This window comes from Rhodococcus sp. RDE2 (genome assembly GCF_020885655.1).
GTDB lineage: Bacteria > Actinomycetota > Actinomycetes > Mycobacteriales > Mycobacteriaceae > Rhodococcus > Rhodococcus pyridinivorans.
Window position 1 is genome coordinate 4,203,204 of record NZ_AP025186.1, and the last position, 16,446, is coordinate 4,219,649.

Consider the following 16,446-nt stretch of genomic DNA (forward strand, 5'->3'; position numbering starts at 1 on the left):
CGCCATGCTCGGAGCGTCCCCGGTCGCGACCGAGTCGGCCCCGGACTCACCGCCGGCTACCGGACGGGTCTCGCTCGTTTTCGCGGCGCTGATAGTGGGACTGGCGGCGACGACGATCCTGTCGGTGACCCTGGGTTCGGTGACGGTGCCGCTCGACGAGACCCTCCGGGTTCTGTTCGGCCAGGAGGCATCGGATCCGCGCTGGAGCATGGTGGTTCGTGATCTGCGGTTACCGCGCACGATCACCGCAATTGCGGTCGGTGCGGCGCTGGGTATCGCCGGGCTGCAGATGCAGACCCTGTTCCGGAACGCTCTGGCGGACCCGTTCATCCTCGGTGCCAGTTCCGGTGCGAGTCTCGGCGTGGCGCTCGTCGTCGTCATCGGCGGAGGCGGGGCGAGCGGCTTCACCGCCGGCCTGGCAGGCCTCGGGCGTGCGGGGGTGGTGATCGCCGCGGCCTTGGGTGCGGCTGCGGTTCTGTTGCTGATCGTCCTGTTGTCTCGGTGGGTGCGATCGGCTGTGACCCTGTTGCTCATCGGGGTGATGCTCGGGTCGGCGACCACCGCCGTCGTCTCGGTATTGCTCGTCTATGCGGACCCTCAACGCAGCCAGCAGTTCCTGGTGTGGGGACTCGGTAGTTTCACGGCGACGACGTGGTCGGATCTCAAGCTTCTCGTCCCTGTCGTACTCGGTGGGATCGTCGTCGCACTGCTCACGGTGCGCGCTCTCAATGCGCTGCTGCTCGGTGAAGGCTACGCACGGTCCATGGGCATCGACATTCGCGCCGTCCGGCTCACCACCGTGGTGTCGGCCGCGCTGCTGGCCGGCGCCACCACGGCGTTCTGCGGACCGATCGGATTTCTCGGTCTGATCGTCCCGCATCTGGCCCGCATGGCCTTCGGTACCTCGGACCATCGGATACTGCTTCCCGGTGTCGCCTTGCTCGGATCCGGACTCGCGCTCGTCTGCGGCATCGTGAGCCAGATGCCCGGTACCGATACGGTGTTCCCCCTCAACGCGGTCACCGCACTCGTCGGCGCTCCCGTGGTGATCACGGTTCTCATCCGCAGCCGACGTGGAGCGCTCGGAGCAGCACTGTGACCCCGGGTGTAGAGCTGAACGACCTGACGATCGGTTACACCCGGCGTCGGGCACTGCGACGCGGGACGGTCACCGAGGTGGCGTCCGGTCTGTCCGCTATCGCCCGGCGCGGGGAACTCACCGCGCTCGTCGGCCCGAACGGCGCAGGAAAGTCGACACTGCTACGCACCTTGTGCGGCCTGCAGCCGGCGTTGCACGGGCGGGTGCTCATCGACGGCGAAGACGTGGCGACGGTGAAACCCGCCGACCTCGCAACCCGCATCTCGGTGGTGCTGACCGAGCGCATCGACCCCGGTCTGCTCACGGTGCGCGAGCTGGTCGCGCTCGGCCGCACGCCGCACCTGCCCGCCAGTGCCCGGCTGTCGCCCGAGGATCGGGCCGCCGTGGAGCGGGCGCTCGAGGCGGTCGGCGCGACCCACCTCGCGGACCGGCAGTTCACCGAACTGTCCGACGGGCAGCGGCAACGTTCTCTCACTGCCCGCGCCCTGGCCCAGGATCCGTCGCTGCTCGTCCTGGACGAACCCACCTCCTTCCTCGACGTTCCGTCGCGGGTCGAACTGGTGGACGTTCTCGGCCGTCTCGCTTGGGAGCAGAACCTGGCGGTGGTGATGTCCACGCACGAGCTCGAACTCGCCTTGCGCGTATCCGACAGAATGTGGCTGCTGGGCGCCGACCGGACACTGACGTGCGATACACCCGCAGCGCTGGCCGAGTCCGGACGGATCGGGGAGGCATTCGATCGGGGACGGATGCGCTTCGACTCCCGGACGATGGTGTTCGATCTGAAACCGGAGGCCGGCAGTGTCTGACCCAGCAGTGCCCAACCCAGCAGTGTCCGACGCAGGCGGGGTGCTCGAACGAATCACCGCGTGGAGTCCGTACTTCCGCGTCGGTACCGGCCCGGTGGAAGCCGGCTGGCGCCCGACCTCCGAACTACGGGATGCCGCGACCCGCGATGTTCTGGTCCGAGCGATATCGGAACGCATGAAGACCGCGGAGCCTCGCGTCGCGGCATCGACGTTGTTCTTCGGGTTCGTCGCGCGGCTGTGGTCGGTCGCGGTCGGTACCGTCACCGCCTCCGGCCGCTGTGTTCGACTCGATCCCGACAGGCTGTTGTGGCGCGACGATGCCGGTCTGAAGTTGCACATCGTCACCCCCGAGTTCGGTAGCGGACCCGCAACGGAAGTGCTCGACGCTCAGGTCGAACCGCTGATCGGCGCGTGGCGTGACATCGTTGCACCAGGTGCGCTGTGGGGCAACACAGCCTCCGCTCTGATCGGTGCACGACGCGTCATCGGGGACGAAGCCCGACCGCACGTCGACGCGCTGCTGCAGGACCCGCGACTCGTTCACACCATCGACCGATCCACAGGTCGCCGGCGCAGTTGCTGCCTGTACTACCGCACGCCGTCCGGCGGTGTGTGCAGCGACTGTGTCTTTCCCACGCCACCTCGACAGATATCGAAGGAGATTCCGTGACCGTCGTTTTCGATCCCGAGATCATCACCACCGAGGACGGTGGGTGTGAACAGCGCTGGCCGTTGCCCACCGACGAGGACAGCCTGCTGCGTCTCGTCACCTTGCTGTTCGAAAACTATTGGAACGACATGTGGTTCGGCCTGCTCATCGAGGGCTCTGCGCTCGAGGTCGCCGCACCGAACGCGCCGAAGAAGATCGGCATGTACGACGGGTACGTCACCGTCGACTTCGGCCGCTGGCACTTTCATCTGTGCATCGGTGAGCACACGGCGAGCGGACCGGAACTGGGCCGCATTCGTCGCTGTGGCCGCGCCGAGATGTATCGCAGGATCGGCAAGGACGACACCGTCACCTCGTGGGGTCTGCGCCTGTTCAACGGTCGCGACGAACAGATGCTGACCATCATGCTGCCCACCCCGTTCCTCACCAACACCCAGCAACTCACGGACGAACCGATCTGGGAACACCTCGAAGCCTGGGACCGCCTCCGCGCGGAATTCCTGGGGCTGGAACCGGATCCGCGCGACCGGAGCGGAACGGGCTTCCGTCACTCCTGATTCGGCGCAGGTCTATAGTGGTGGGTGCAGTCGGTTCGTCCCTGCCCGGTCGTGAGGAGCCCCGAAGACCGGGAAGTGACGTCGAAGCACCTTCCGAGGTGTCGAAGAGGGAACCCGGTGAGAATCCGGGACTGTCCCGCAGCGGTATGCAGGAACGACCGCCGTCAACAGCACTGGGTGTATGCCCGGGAAGCGACGGCCAGTAGGTTCGAGCCCTCACGGCTCGGGCGCCTGCGAGTCCGAATACCTGCCGATCGTGTCGGGCACGCCGTGCCCGACGGTATGCCGCCTCGTGGAATGGGCGCACACCGATCGGCAACACCTCGACCACGGTCGAGAATACGGGGCTCGTATCGGGATGTGCGTTCGTCGGGCGGTAGACCACCCGCGACGAACACCGGAGAAAACCTGATGTCTGTTCCGACAGCTACCCCGTTCACCGCGACCGTGCTCGGCTCCGCGCGTATCGGACCGAACCGGGAGCTGAAGAAAGCCACCGAAGCCTATTGGGCCGGTCGTCTCGATCGCGCCGGACTCGTAGCGGTCGCCACACAGTTGCGTGCCGAAACCTGGTCTCACCAGCACTCGGCAGGACTCGATTCGATCCCGGTCGGAACGTTCTCGTTCTACGACCAGATTCTCGACACAGCGGTCATGCTCGGGGCTCTTCCTCCCCGGGTCGAAAGCATCACCGACGACCTGGACCGCTACTTCGCCGCAGCCCGCGGAACCGACGAGGTCGCTCCCCTCGAGATGACCAAGTGGTTCGATACCAACTACCACTACCTGGTCCCGGAGATCGGGCCCGACACGACCTTCCGACTCGACGCCACCAAGATTCTCGCCGAGGTCGCCCAGGCGCGCGAACTCGGAATCCCGGCGCGACCGGTCGTCGTCGGCCCCTTGACGTTCCTGCTGTTGTCGAAACCCGTCGACGGCCAAGGCTCGTTGCTCGACCGTGTGGACGAACTCGTGCCCCTCTACCAGGACCTGCTCTCGCAACTCGCCGGCACCGGAGTCGACTGGGTGCAGATCGACGAACCGGCCCTCGTCCGTGATCTCGACGATGCCACCCTCGACGCCATCGGCCGCGTGTACTCCGCGTTGTCACAAACGCACGACCGGCCAGCGATCCTCGTCGCATCGTATTTCGGGCGTCTCGGCGCGGCGCTGGATCGGCTCGCGCACACGGCGATCGAAGGCATCGCGGTCGATCTCGTGGCCGGATCCAGCGAGGGCATCGCGGGATTGCCCGCTCTTGCCGAGAAGTTGATCGTCGCCGGCGTCGTCGACGGCCGGAACGTCTGGCGCACCGACCTCGAGCGAGCTCTCTCCACCCTCGCGACACTTCTCGGATCCACAGCGGCCGTGGCCGTGTCGTCCTCGTGCTCGCTGTTGCACGTGCCGTACACGATCGAGACGGAGCCCGGTCTCGACGACTCACTGCGTAGCTGGCTCGCATTCGGTGACGAGAAGATCACCGAGATCGTGGCACTCTCGAAGGCGCTTCGCGAAGGCCGCGACACCGTTTCCGCCGAACTCGCAGCCTCCCGCACCGCTGCGCAGGTACGCGCTTCGGACCCGCGTCTGCGCAACGATCGGATCCGGGGGGTCCTTGCGTCCCTTTCCTCGAACCGGACGCGTACACCGGCCGATCGGCGCCGGGAGATCCAGCGGGGCCACCTGGATCTGCCTTTGCTGCCCACGACGACGATCGGGTCGTATCCGCAGACCACTCGCATCCGGGTTGCCCGGGCAGCACTGCGCAAGGGTGAGATCGACCGGACCGAATACGCGCAGCGGATGCGCGAGGAAATCGCCGAAGTCGTTGCATTGCAGGAGAAGCTGGGCCTGGATGTCCTGGTTCACGGTGAACCCGAACGCAACGACATGGTGCAATACTTCGCCGAGCAACTGGACGGTTTCTTCGCCACCGAGAACGGTTGGGTCCAGTCCTACGGCAGTCGCTGCGTGCGACCGCCGATCCTCTACGGCGATGTTGCACGGCGTGCCCCGATGACCGTCGACTGGATCACCTACGCCCAATCTCTGACCGACAAGCCGGTCAAGGGCATGCTTACCGGGCCCGTCACGATCCTTGCGTGGTCGTTCGTCCGAGACGATCAGCCGCTCGCCGAGACAGCCGACCAGATCGCCTTGGCGATCCGCGACGAGACTGTGGACCTACAGGCTGCCGGGGTGCGCATCATCCAGGTGGACGAACCTGCCCTGCGCGAACTCCTCCCGTTACGCGCCGCGGACCAGGACGACTACCTGAAGTGGGCTGTCGGGGCGTTCCGCCTGGCCACGTCCGGCGTCGCGGATTCCACCCAGATCCACACCCACCTGTGCTATTCCGAGTTCGGCGAGGTCATCGGGGCCATCGCCGAACTCGACGCCGATGTCACGTCCATCGAAGCGGCCCGGTCGCACATGGAGGTCCTCGACGACCTGAACGCCGTGGGATTCGACCTCGGGGTGGGCCCCGGGGTGTACGACATCCATTCGCCCCGTGTTCCGAGCGAAGCCGAGATCGCCGAATCGCTCCGCGAAGCCCTGCGCGCAGTGCCCGCGGAGCGCCTGTGGGTCAATCCGGACTGCGGGCTCAAGACCCGCCGCACCGAGGAGGTCACGGCTTCACTGGCGAACCTCGTCGCGGCGGCCGCCACCGTTCGCGCCGAACTCGGCAACTAGCCCTCCCAGAAAAGGTTTCTCATCATGTCCATCCGAAAGATTCGCACCACCCATGCGGGGAGCCTCCCCCGCACTCCCGAACTCGTCGAAGCCAACCGCGCGCGACGCGAGGCGGCCGACAGCTTCCGACTCGACACCTCACAGGAATTCTCGGAGCTGCTCGCCGGCCAAGTCACCGCGTTGGTGCAGCGCCAAGTGGATCTCGGAATCACCACCCCCGGCGACGGCGAGTACGGGAAGGCCATGTCTTCACCCATCGACTATGGAGCGTGGTGGTCGTACTCGTTCCAACGACTGTCCGGTCTCGAACTGACCGACGGCGGCCCGTTCGGCAGCACTCCGGTCCGATCCACGCCCGGAAACGTCCGGCTCACCACCTTCCCGGACCGACGCGACTGGACACTGTTCGCCGAGGCCTACGGCGATCCCGACAGCGGCATCTCTGTAGGTAAGGAACCACCGCTGTTCCCCACAGCGACGGGTCCGGTCACCTACATCGGCCACGACGCCATCGCATCCGACATCGCGAACCTGAAATCCGCCCTCGCCGCATCGGGTGCCGAGAACGGGTTCATGACGTCGCTGTCTCCGGGTAGCGCCTCCCGGATCGGAAACGAGCACTACGCCACCGAAGAGGAGTTCATCTGGGCGTGCGCAGATGCCATGCGTGAGGAATACGAAGCGATCATCGACGCCGGTCTGATCCTGCAGATCGACGATCCCTCCATCGCCGAGAACTGGGACCAGATCAATCCCGAACCGACGGTCGAGGACTATCTTGCGTTCACCCGAATCCGGGTCGAAGCACTCAACCACGCCCTGCGCGGCCTGCCTCAGGACCGAATCCGTTTCCACCTGTGCTGGGGTAGCTGGCACGGCCCGCACACCACCGACCTCGAGTTCAAGTATCTCGTCGAGACCATGCTGCAGATCGACGCCGGTTCGTACTCGTTCGAGGCCGCCAACGTCCGTCACGAGCACGAGTGGCGGGTGTGGGAGGACGTGAAGCTGCCCGCGGGCAAGCAGATCGTGCCCGGCGTCATCAGCCACGCCACCAACGTCGTCGAGCACCCCGAACTGGTGGCGGACCGGATCGAGAGGTTTGCGAGTGTCGTCGGTCCCGAGAACGTGATCGCGTCGACGGACTGCGGCCTGGGCGGACGGATCCATCCGCAGATCGCATGGGCGAAGCTCGAATCCCTCACCAAGGGAGCAGAACTGGCTACTGCTCGCCTCTGGTGACAGATGCACGTGTGTGGCTCCGACGGTAAGACCGCCGGAGCCACACACGTGGACCCGCTATTGCCCCGCCTGCGCCAGGATCGCTTCGGCGAGTTTGACGTGCGCGGCATCCACCAGTTTGCCATCGACGCTGGTGGCGCCCAGACCTCGGGCTTCGGCCTCGCGGTAGGCCTCGAGGTTGCGTTTCGCGCGGCGGATCTCATCCTCGGTCGGGGAGAAGACGTCGTTCGCGATCTCGATCTGGGACGGATGGATCGCCCATTTGCCGTTGAAGCCCAGCGCCGCCGCATGTCGTGCGTCGCGTTCGTATCCCTCGGTGTCCTTGAAATCCGGGTAGGGGGCGTCGATTGCGAGCAGGCCCCCGATTCGGGCGGCGGTGAGTACTTTCATCCGGGCGTAGTGCCAGAAGTCGCCGGGATACTCGTCGCGCGGTTTGAAGTTGGTGTCCACCCGGGCGCCCTGGGAGACCGACAGGTCGCCGGCACCGAAGATAAGGGCGTCGAGACGATTGCTGGAGGTGGCGATCTCCTCGGCGTTCGCGACCCCGGCGACGTCTTCGATGAGTACCTCGAGTCGAACCCTCTTGGTGATACCGAGTGTGTGCTCAACCTGGGTGAGAAGCGTGTCGACCCACCACACGTCCCGCGCTGCGGTGACTTTGGGAACGATGATGACGTCGAGGTTCTCTCTGGCGCCCGAGAGCACCTCGATCACGTCCCCATACGCCCAACGGGTATCGACACCGTTCATCCTCAACGCACGAACGGTGTTACCCCAGTCGTATTCGTTGAGGGCACGTACGGCTTTGCCACGTGCTTCCTCCCGGTAGGCGGGTGCTACGGCGTCCTCGAGGTCGAGGAACACCAGATCGGCCTGCGAACCTGCGGCCTTGGCGAACATCCGGTCGTTGGACGCAGGAGTGGCCAATTCGGACCGTCTGATCCTGCGCGGTGCAGAGGTTTCGGTCATGACGCATTCCTTCCGTGGTCAGACGATGTTGCGTTCGCGGAGTTCGGCGAGTTCGGTATCGCTCAGCCCGAGGATTTCGCTGAGCACTTCCGTGGTGTGCCGGCCGAGCGCCGGTCCGAGCGTGTCGACGATTCCGCCACTGCGTGAGAAGCGCGGCACGGGCGTCTGCACGAGTAGATTCCCGAGTTCGTCGTCCTCGACCCGTACGAACACCTTCCGGGCCTTCATCTGCTCGTCCTCGACCAATTGTGCGACATCGTAGACAGGGGCAGCTGCGATCTCCTCCGCCTCGAACACCGACATGGCTTCGTCGAGGGTATGTCGCCCCACCCACTCGGCGACGATCTCGTCGACTTCGTCCAGGCGAGAAAGCCGACGCTGTGGGTCGGAGAAATCCGGATGAGAGATCAGGTCCGCGCGGCCGATCGCCTTGAAGACACGCAGCGCGATCGAAGGGGCGCTGGCCGACATCGCGAGCCATCTACCGTCCTTCGTGCGATAGGTGTTGCGCGGAGCAGATATTTCCCAGCGGTTACCGGATCGATGAGCAATCGTTCCGGTCCGATCGTAGGCGAGCAGTGACTGTTCCAGTAGCCGTGCGAGCGGATCGATCAGATTGATGTCGATCAGTTGCCCGTCGGCACCGTGCACATCGCGGTGGTAGAGCGCCATCATCACGGCGTAGGCGGCGTTCAACGACGCGACACCGTCGGCGAGCATGAACGAGGGCAGCGTGGGGGGCCCGCCGGCTTCGCCGGTGCTGTGTGCGAAACCGCTCATCGCTTCACCGAGTGTGCCGAAGCCCGGGCGAGTGGATTTCGGGCCTTCGAGCCCGAATCCGGTGACGTGCAACATCACAAGCTTCGGATTGAGTGAACTCAGTGCCTCGTAGTCCAGACCCCACCGGGTCAGGGTGTGCGGACGGGTGTTCGCGACGACCACGTCGCATTCGACGGCCAGGCGGCGCACGAGATCCTGTCCGGTATCGGTCCGGAGGTCGATGGTCACGGACCTCTTGTTGCGTCCGATGCTCTTCCACATCAGGCCTGTGCCGTTGTCCTGGACGCCCCATCCGCGGATCGGATCCCCTCCTTGTGGTTGCTCGATCTTGATCACATCGGCGCCGAACTCGCCGAGATAGGTGGCGGCGAGCGGGGCTGCTGCGAGAGTCGCGATGTCGAGAACCCGAATTCCGGCGAGCATCGTTTCACGCGGATCGGGTGCCTGATCAGGCATGCTCGACGACCTTTCCGGCATCGGTGAGGTCGATTCTTCGGGTCGCCATGATGTTCTCGGGACGGGCGAGGCCGAGGTTCTCGCGCAGAGTCCGGCCCGCGTAGTCCTCTCGTACGAGTCCTCGCGTACGCAGCTCGGGTACGACGAGACGCACGAAGTCTTCGAAGGCTCCGGGGAAATGCGTTGCTGCGATAACGAATCCGTCGCAGGAACGAGAATGGAACCACTGGTCCATCTCTTCGGCTATCTGCGCTCCGGTTCCCACGAACCGAGGCCCCTGCAGCAAGGTCGCGCGGTGGTTGGCGAGGACACGCAGGGTCAGTTCCCGGTCTCCGATGTGCCGCTTGACACCCTGTACCAGACCACGAATACCGGAGACCTGGTCGATCAGTTCGTCGGTAACGACCTCGTCGAGGTCGTGGCCTGAGAAATCATAGTTGGTGACCTCCGACAGCAGCGTGAGCGAAGCCTGCGGATGGACGAGTTCGTGCAGGAAGATGTTCTCTTTCTCACGCGCGATCTGTTCGGTCTCACCCGGGATGACGTAGACCATCGGCAGTACCCGGACGGAATCGGTGTCTCGGCCGTTCTCGGCAATGATCGCCTTCTGGTCGGCGTAGTGCTCGGCGGCCACGGTCCGACTCGGGTCTCCGGTGAAGATGAGATCGGCCCACTTCGCTGCGAATTGCCGCCCGCGCCCCGATTGGCCTGCCTGGATGAGGACCGGGCGTCCCTGCGGGGTTCGGGGCACTGTGAGCGGGCCCTGCACGTCGAAGAACTCGCCGTGGTGATCGAGTTTGTGCACCTTCGCCGGGTCGGCGAAGACGCCCGACGCCCGATCGGCGACGATGGCGTCGTCCTCCCACGAATCCCACAACTTGGCAACGACTTCGACGAACTCCTCGGCGCGGTCGTAACGCTTGTCGTGCTCGGAGTGCTGGTCCACCCCGAAGTTTCGGGCCTCGGCGTCGTTGACGGAGGTGACGATGTTCCAGGCCGCGCGGCCGCCGCTGAGATGATCGAGGGACGCAAATGTGCGGGCCACGTGGAACGGCTGGTAGTAGGTGGTCGAGTAGGTTGCGCCGAGACCAAGATGCTGCGTCACCGCCGCGGCGGCACCGAGGATCGCGGTCAGGTCGAGCTTGATCGGACGGGCACCGTATCGGACGGCGTCGTCGACCGAGTTGCCATAGATCCCGGGCATCGCGAGGCGGTCGTCGAAGAACATCAGGTCGAACCTGCCCTCCTCGAGAACACGTGCAATGCGCTGGTAGTAGTCCAGGCTCAAGAAGTCCTGCGCAGCATGTGGGTAGCGCCACGACCCCGAGTAGACCGACACGTTGCCGGCCTGCATGAAGGCTACGAGTGTCATGTGATCGGTTCTGCGTTCCATTTGGGAGACCCCCTGATTGTTCAACATATCTGATCGCAACTGATATATTTATTTGTCGATGATAGATTGTCAAGCCTCGGTACCGGCGGCTCGAAGGGGTGCGATGACAGACGTGGAGCGAGGCCCGTGGACCGTCGGCGAAACGCCCCACGAGACCCCTGCGAAGAAGACCGGCCGCGAACGCGCGGCAGAGACGTTGCGCCATCGCATCCTGTCGGGCGATCTGTCTCCCGGCGAGCGCATCGACCTCGACGCCGTTGCCGAGGAGTTCGGGACCAGTCGCACCCCCGTCCGCGAAGCGTGCCTGACGCTCGCTCAGGAAGGCTTGGTCCGAGTCGCCCAGCGCAGCGGCGTCATCGTCATCGGAGTCTCCCCGGAGACGATCGTCGAAAACTTCGCATTGATGTCGGCGCTCTCGGGTGTCGCTGCCCAATGGGCGGCAGAAAAGATCACCGACCGGCAACTGTTGCGGGTACGCGAACTGCATCGCGAGATTCGGGTCGCAGCCGCAGCGGGTGACGACATCGCCACCCTGAACTGGATGTTCCACCGCGAGATCAACAAGTCATGTGGTTCCGCGCGACTACAGGCGATGCTCGGCGACGCCGGCCGGATGATTCCCCAGCGTTACTTCGAACTGTTCCCCGAGCGCGTGCCATGCAGTCTCGACGAACACGACGCACTGATCAGCGCTCTTGCACGAGGCGACGGCGTCGAGGCCAGGCGGATCACCGAGGAGCACTTCGCCGGCGCATCGCAGATGCTCAGCGCGTACATCGCGCAAGCAGCTCGCAACAGCGCCGTCGCCATGGAGTGAACTTCCCTCAGCTCATTCTCGACTCGTCACCGAGCCGACGCCCGGTACGGCTCGCCGATTCTGACGTGGGTCCGGACGGATTCTCCTGCCCACTACCCCATCCGGGGAGCCGGACGAGAAGTCCGACCCCGACCGCCCCCGCGTCGGCCGGGGTGAGAGCAACGCCTACAGAGGCATCCGGAATATGCCGGTGAAGCGACCCGAACCGGATACCTCGGAGGCGTCTATCGACGATCGAATACGGGGACATGTAAGTATATTAATCGGAAACAGATACATCAGATCAGTGCCGATACACGAAAGGCGTCTCCTATGACGACCCGAACGATCCGACCACGACGCAGCACACTCGCAGTACCCGCCTCGAATCCGAAGATGATCGACAAGGCCCGCGGACTGCAGGTCGATGCCGTATTCCTCGACCTCGAGGACGCCTGCGCCCCCGCTGCCAAGGCAACCGGCCGCAAGAACATCATCGAAGCCCTCCGCGAAGGCGGATTCGACGACAAGATTCGCACTGTTCGGGTCAACGACTGGACGACTCCGTGGACCTACCGTGACGTCGTGGATGTCGTCGAAGGCGCAGGGGCACATCTCGATTGCATCATGCTTCCCAAGGTCCAGGACTCTGCTCAGGTACGCGCCCTGGACATGCTGCTCACTCAGATCGAGAAGTCCCACGGTCTCGAAGTCGGTCGCATCGGCATCGAAGTGCAGATCGAGACCGCCTCCGGCCTGATCGCCCTCGATGCGATCGCGCAGGCGAGCCCCCGCATCGAGACCCTCATCTTCGGTCCTGCCGATTTCATGGCGTCGATCCAGATGAAATCTCTCGTCGTCGGCGAACAACCCCCGGGCTACGACGTGGGCGACGCGTACCACCACATCCTGATGTCCATCCTGATGGCAGCACGGGCACACGGGAAGCAGGCGATCGACGGACCCTACCTGGCGATCAAGGACCTCGACGGGCTCGGTCGGGTCGCAGGCCGGGCCGCCGCACTCGGTTTCGACGGTAAATGGGTTCTCCACCCGACCCAGGTAGATCCGATCAACGAGATCTTCAGCCCCGGCCAGGCCGATTACGATCACGCCGAGAACATCCTCGATGCATACGAATGGTGTACTTCCGAGGCGGGCGGCTCTCGCGGCGCCGCGATGCTGGGAGACGAAATGATCGACGAGGCGTCCCGCAAGATGGCTCTGGTGATCGCAGGAAAAGGGCGCGCGGCAGGGATGAAGCGATCATCGGTGTGGCAGCCGTCCGAGTGAGTGTGAACGGAAAAAGCAGCGGCCCGCACCGTGTCGACGGTGCGGGCCGCTCGGGGAAGGCACCCCGGGGTCAGGAGACGGTGACGGAAACTACCCCGGGGTGCTGCTCGGTACGCCGTCAGGCCACCACCGGGCGTTGCGGGACGCCCGAATACTCGCTGAGCGGGCGGATCAATGCATTCGACTCACCCTGCTCGATGATGTGTGCGGTCCATCCGGTGATGCGACTCATCACGAAGATCGGTGTGAACACCTCGATGTCGAAGCCCATCAGGTAATAGGCGGGGCCGGTGGGAAAGTCGAGGTTCGGTTCGATACCGGTCGCATCGCGCATCGTCTTCTCGAGGATGTCGTACATCCGTACCCACTTCTCACCGCCGGTCTTCGCCGCGACGTCGAGGAAGGCCCGTTTCATCGTGGGCACCCGGGAGTCACCGTTCTTGTAGACGCGGTGCCCGAAGCCCATGACCTTCTCCTTGCGGGCAAGCTTGCCGCGCAACCATTCCTCGGCCCGTTCGGGTTCACCGATTTCGAGCATGTCGTGCATGACGGCTTCGTTGGCGCCGCCGTGCAGCGGGCCCTTCAAGGTGCCGATCGCGGCGGTGACGGCACTGTAGATGTCCGACAGGGTCGACGTCACCACGCGTGCCGCGAAGGTCGATGCATTGAAACTGTGCTCGGCGTACAGAATCAGCGAGACCTCGAACGCCTTGACGATCTCCGGTTCCGGGATCTCGCCGAAGCACATGTTGAGGAAGTTCTCGGCGAAGCCGAGGTGGCTGTGCGGGGCGATGGGATCGAGATCGTGGCGACGCCGATGGTCGGCCGCGATGATCGTGGGCAGCACCGCCATCATGCGAAGGGCCTTCTCACGCTTCGCCCGAGGTGCGTTGTCCCATTCCTGTGGGTCCTCTGCGCCGAGATAGCTGATCGCGGTGCGGACCACGTCCATCGGGTGGCAGTTCTCCGGCATCTTCGCCACCAGCGCCAGCAGGGAACGGTCGGCCCGGCGGCCGGCTCGCTCACGCTGGCAGAACAACTCGAGTTGGGCATCGGTGGGCAGCTCACCGTTCCACAGCAGATACGCGACCTGTTCGAAACTGCAATGTGCCGCCAGGTCCTGGACCGCGTAACCACGGTAGGTCAGCGAATTCGTCTCGGGCACCACCTTCGAGATCGCAGTGGTGTCGACGACGACGCCGGCCAGCCCTTTGTAGATCGTCGGGACGGTGTTCGTCATTGGTTCCCTCCGAGCGTGAAGTTGAATACTCCGGAATCGAACTCGTTGTAACGCTCGTACTCGAGCAACTCGTACAGCCGCGACCGCGTCTGCATCTCGTCGACGAGAGTTTCCTGGGTGCCCTCCTCATGGATCACCCGTAGACCCCGCTCGATCGCGCCCATCGCCAATCGCAGTGTGGTGACGGGGTAGATCACCGCGTTGTAGCCGATCGCCTCGAGCGCCTGCGCCGGAATCAGTTGCGACTTGCCGAACTCGGTCATGTTCGCCAGCAACGGAATATCCACGGCTGCACGGAACTTCTCGAAATCGGCGCGAGTGTGCAGCGCCTCGGTGAAGATCATGTCGGCACCGGCGTCCGCATAAGCCCGTGCACGTTCGATCGCGGCGTCGATCCCGTCGATACCGGCGGCGTCGGTGCGGGCACAGATCACGAAGTTCGGATCCCGCCGAGCGGAGACGGCCGCCCGCAGCCGACGGACCATCTCGTCGGTCGGCACGATGGCCTTGCCGTCCAGATGCCCACAGCGTTTCGGGTTGACCTGGTCCTCGAGATGCAGACCGGCAAGACCGGCGTCCTCGGCAGCGAGCACGGTGCGCGCCGCCGACATCGGCTCGCCGAAACCGGTGTCGGCGTCGATGAGCACCGGCAGGTCCGTCACACCCGCGATCTGACGGCTGTGCGCGATGACCTCGGTGAGAGTCGTCAGACCGATGTCGGGTAGCCCGAGCCCGGCCGAGAATGCCCCGCCGGAGACATACACCCCCTCGAAACCGATCTCCTGGATCAGCTTGGCGGTCAACGGGTTGATCGCACCGGGCAGCCGCTGGATCTTGCCGGAAGTGAGGCCGGCGCGGAAGTTTGCGCGCTTGTCGGCGGCCGACGTGGTGGCGGCGATGAGCCCGGGCATGTCAGAACAGTCCCTTCGGCGACTTCGGGGCACGGTCGAGAACCTCGTCGGACACGGTGAAGGTGAGCTCGTTCAACTCACCGGCCTTCAATTCGGGCGTGCGTTGCGCGGCGTCGAGGAAACGGTCCTGTTCGGCCGGGGCGACGACGCCCTCGGCGAGCGTGCGGAACTTGGCGATGTACTGCTCGCGCGCGAACGGCCGGGCACCGAGCGGGTGCGCATCGGCGATCGCGAGTTCGTCGACGATGACCTCGCCGCTCTTCAATGTGACCTCGGCGCGAGCGCCGAACGCCTTCTCGTCCGGATCGGTGGAGTGGTAGCGACGCGTCCATTCCGGGTCCTCCGCGGTGGAGATCTTGCGCCACAGCTCGATCGTGTCCGGGCGCTGCGCCCGCTCGGGCGCATAAGAACGCTCGTGGTGCCAGGTGCCGTCCTGCAACGCGACGGCGAAGATGTACATCACCGAGTGGTCGAGCGTTTCGCGGCTGGCCTGCGGGTCGAATTTCTGGGGATCGTTCGAGCCGGTGCCGATCACCACATGGGTGTGGTGGCTGGTGTGCAGCACGATCGAGGCGATCTGATCCAGATCGCCGATCCGCTCGCGCATCCGGCGGGCCAGATCGATCGGCGCCTGGCTCTGGTATTCGGCCGAATGCTCCTTGGTGTAGGTATCGAGGATGGCGCGCTTCGCCTCACCCGGCCCCGGCAGCGGCACCTGGTATTCGGCGTCAGGGCCGCCGAGCAGCCACGCGATCACACCGTCCTCCCCCTCCCAGATCGGCGACGGTGCACCTTCGCCGCGCATCGCGCGGTCCACGGCCTCGACGGCCATCTTCCCGGCGAAGGCCGGCGCGTAGGCCTTCCAGCTCGAGATCTCGCCCTTGCGGGACTGCCGCGTCGCGGTCGTGGTGTGCAGTGCCTGCCCGACCGCCTGATAGACCGTCTCGGTGTCGAGTCCGAGCAGCGTGCCGATACCGGCAGCTGCCGAAGGGCCGAGATGCGCGACATGGTCGATCTTGTGCTCGTGCAGGCAGATCGCACGCACGAGATCGACCTGGATCTCGTAGCCGGTGGCCAGGCCGCGGATCAGGTCTGCGCCGCCGCGGCCGGTGTGCTGGGCGACCGCCAGAATCGACGGGATGTTGTCGCCCGGATGCGAGTACTCTGCCGCGAGGAAGGTGTCGTGGAAGTCGAGTTCACGCACCGCGACGCCGTTGGCCCACGCTGCCCACTCGGGAGAGAACGTGCCGCCGACACCGAAGACCGTGGAACCGGGGCGGTACGGGTGGGCCAGCGCCTGGGCACGGGCATTGGCCACCGGACGACGCGTCACCGATGCCGCCGCGACCGCCGCGTTGTCGATTATCCGGTTGACGATCATCTCGGAGGTATCGGCAGGAACCTCGACCGGATCGGTCGCGACCTCGGCGATCTTCCATGCGAGGTGCTCGTGCTTGGGGAACTCTTCAGCGGAACGGCGGGTGCGGACGAGATGGGTTTTCACTTCACGACCTTCCAGAGGATCTCAACTATCGAT

At 65.0% G+C, this 16,446-nt stretch carries 14 protein-coding genes and 1 riboswitch; of the genes, 8 read left to right on the plus strand and 6 right to left on the minus strand.

The window, feature by feature from the left end; translation table 11 throughout:
• Window positions 1-4 precede the first annotated feature (4 nt).
• The 6 genes from LPH33_RS19600 (at window position 5) to LPH33_RS19625 (ending at window position 7,071) form a co-directional block, all read left to right on the plus strand.
• A complete protein-coding gene (locus LPH33_RS19600) occupies window positions 5-1,099 on the plus strand; it encodes a FecCD family ABC transporter permease (RefSeq protein WP_229568404.1) in 1,095 nt (364 codons plus the stop codon).
• Window positions 1,096-1,908 (plus strand): ABC transporter ATP-binding protein, encoded by an 813-nt coding sequence (locus LPH33_RS19605; RefSeq protein WP_229565548.1) that lies wholly within the window; start codon window positions 1,096-1,098, stop codon window positions 1,906-1,908. Before LPH33_RS19600 ends, LPH33_RS19605 begins: the two co-directional genes overlap by 4 nt.
• Window positions 1,901-2,578 carry a (2Fe-2S)-binding protein gene (locus LPH33_RS19610; protein ID WP_229565549.1) on the plus strand — a complete coding sequence of 226 codons (678 nt, stop codon included), beginning with the start codon at window positions 1,901-1,903 and terminating at the stop codon, window positions 2,576-2,578. Before LPH33_RS19605 ends, LPH33_RS19610 begins: the two co-directional genes overlap by 8 nt.
• Complete coding sequence (locus LPH33_RS19615) at window positions 2,575-3,135, plus strand: DUF7676 family protein (RefSeq protein ID WP_229565551.1); 561 nt, start codon at window positions 2,575-2,577, stop codon at window positions 3,133-3,135. The genes LPH33_RS19610 and LPH33_RS19615 overlap by 4 nt, the downstream gene beginning before the upstream one ends.
• A gap of 65 nt (window positions 3,136-3,200) precedes the next feature.
• Window positions 3,201-3,405: riboswitch (cobalamin riboswitch) on the plus strand.
• A 141-nt stretch (window positions 3,406-3,546) separates the two neighbouring features.
• Complete coding sequence (gene metE / locus LPH33_RS19620) at window positions 3,547-5,829, plus strand: 5-methyltetrahydropteroyltriglutamate--homocysteine S-methyltransferase (protein ID WP_229565552.1); 2,283 nt, start codon at window positions 3,547-3,549, stop codon at window positions 5,827-5,829.
• Between the two features lie 24 nt (window positions 5,830-5,853).
• Complete coding sequence (locus LPH33_RS19625) at window positions 5,854-7,071, plus strand: cobalamin-independent methionine synthase II family protein (protein ID WP_229565553.1); 1,218 nt, start codon at window positions 5,854-5,856, stop codon at window positions 7,069-7,071.
• Between the two features lie 57 nt (window positions 7,072-7,128).
• Here LPH33_RS19625 and LPH33_RS19630 read toward each other — a convergent pair whose 3' ends face one another.
• From LPH33_RS19630 to LPH33_RS19640, 3 genes are read right to left on the minus strand one after another with little or no spacing between them, the layout of a single operon-like run.
• Window positions 7,129-8,040 (minus strand): HpcH/HpaI aldolase/citrate lyase family protein, encoded by a 912-nt coding sequence (locus LPH33_RS19630; RefSeq protein WP_229565554.1) that lies wholly within the window; start codon window positions 8,038-8,040, stop codon window positions 7,129-7,131.
• A gap of 18 nt (window positions 8,041-8,058) precedes the next feature.
• Complete coding sequence (locus LPH33_RS19635) at window positions 8,059-9,243, minus strand: CaiB/BaiF CoA transferase family protein (protein WP_229568406.1); 1,185 nt, start codon at window positions 9,241-9,243, stop codon at window positions 8,059-8,061.
• 25 nt (window positions 9,244-9,268) lie between these two features.
• Window positions 9,269-10,648 (minus strand): LLM class flavin-dependent oxidoreductase, encoded by a 1,380-nt coding sequence (locus LPH33_RS19640; protein WP_229565555.1) that lies wholly within the window; start codon window positions 10,646-10,648, stop codon window positions 9,269-9,271.
• Between the two features lie 124 nt (window positions 10,649-10,772).
• On the opposite strand from LPH33_RS19640, the gene LPH33_RS19645 reads away from it, so the two are divergent.
• Window positions 10,773-11,486 carry a GntR family transcriptional regulator gene (locus LPH33_RS19645; RefSeq protein WP_229565556.1) on the plus strand — a complete coding sequence of 238 codons (714 nt, stop codon included), beginning with the start codon at window positions 10,773-10,775 and terminating at the stop codon, window positions 11,484-11,486.
• Window positions 11,487-11,798: 312 nt separating this feature from the next.
• Window positions 11,799-12,758 (plus strand): HpcH/HpaI aldolase/citrate lyase family protein, encoded by a 960-nt coding sequence (locus LPH33_RS19650; RefSeq protein WP_229565557.1) that lies wholly within the window; start codon window positions 11,799-11,801, stop codon window positions 12,756-12,758.
• Window positions 12,759-12,876: 118 nt separating this feature from the next.
• Here the strand turns inward: LPH33_RS19650 and LPH33_RS19655 are convergent, their stop codons facing one another.
• From LPH33_RS19655 to prpD, 3 genes are read right to left on the minus strand one after another with little or no spacing between them, the layout of a single operon-like run.
• Window positions 12,877-13,998, minus strand: coding sequence for a bifunctional 2-methylcitrate synthase/citrate synthase (locus tag LPH33_RS19655; RefSeq protein ID WP_229565558.1), 1,122 nt, complete (start codon window positions 13,996-13,998; stop codon window positions 12,877-12,879).
• A complete protein-coding gene (prpB, locus tag LPH33_RS19660) occupies window positions 13,995-14,909 on the minus strand; it encodes a methylisocitrate lyase (protein WP_229565559.1) in 915 nt (304 codons plus the stop codon). The genes LPH33_RS19655 and prpB overlap by 4 nt, the downstream gene beginning before the upstream one ends.
• Before the next feature lies 1 nt (window position 14,910).
• Window positions 14,911-16,413, minus strand: a complete 1,503-nt coding sequence (gene prpD, locus LPH33_RS19665; RefSeq protein WP_229565560.1) for a 2-methylcitrate dehydratase PrpD — start codon at window positions 16,411-16,413, stop codon at window positions 14,911-14,913.
• Window positions 16,414-16,446 lie beyond the last annotated feature (33 nt).

Bases quoted from the DNA above. Each gene is read 5' to 3' on its own strand.
- LPH33_RS19600 (WP_229568404.1), top strand. From the start codon at position 5: ATGCTCGGAGCGTCCCCGGTCGCGACCGAGTCGGCCCCGGACTCACCG.
- metE (WP_229565552.1), top strand. From the start codon at position 3,547: ATGTCTGTTCCGACAGCTACCCCGTTCACCGCGACCGTGCTCGGCTCC.
- LPH33_RS19625 (WP_229565553.1), top strand. From the start codon at position 5,854: ATGTCCATCCGAAAGATTCGCACCACCCATGCGGGGAGCCTCCCCCGC.
- LPH33_RS19630 (WP_229565554.1), bottom strand. From the start codon at position 8,040: ATGACCGAAACCTCTGCACCGCGCAGGATCAGACGGTCCGAATTGGCC.
- LPH33_RS19635 (WP_229568406.1), bottom strand. From the start codon at position 9,243: ATGCTCGCCGGAATTCGGGTTCTCGACATCGCGACTCTCGCAGCAGCC.
- LPH33_RS19640 (WP_229565555.1), bottom strand. From the start codon at position 10,648: ATGACACTCGTAGCCTTCATGCAGGCCGGCAACGTGTCGGTCTACTCG.
- LPH33_RS19645 (WP_229565556.1), top strand. From the start codon at position 10,773: ATGACAGACGTGGAGCGAGGCCCGTGGACCGTCGGCGAAACGCCCCAC.
- LPH33_RS19650 (WP_229565557.1), top strand. From the start codon at position 11,799: ATGACGACCCGAACGATCCGACCACGACGCAGCACACTCGCAGTACCC.
- LPH33_RS19655 (WP_229565558.1), bottom strand. From the start codon at position 13,998: ATGACGAACACCGTCCCGACGATCTACAAAGGGCTGGCCGGCGTCGTC.
- prpB (WP_229565559.1), bottom strand. From the start codon at position 14,909: ATGCCCGGGCTCATCGCCGCCACCACGTCGGCCGCCGACAAGCGCGCA.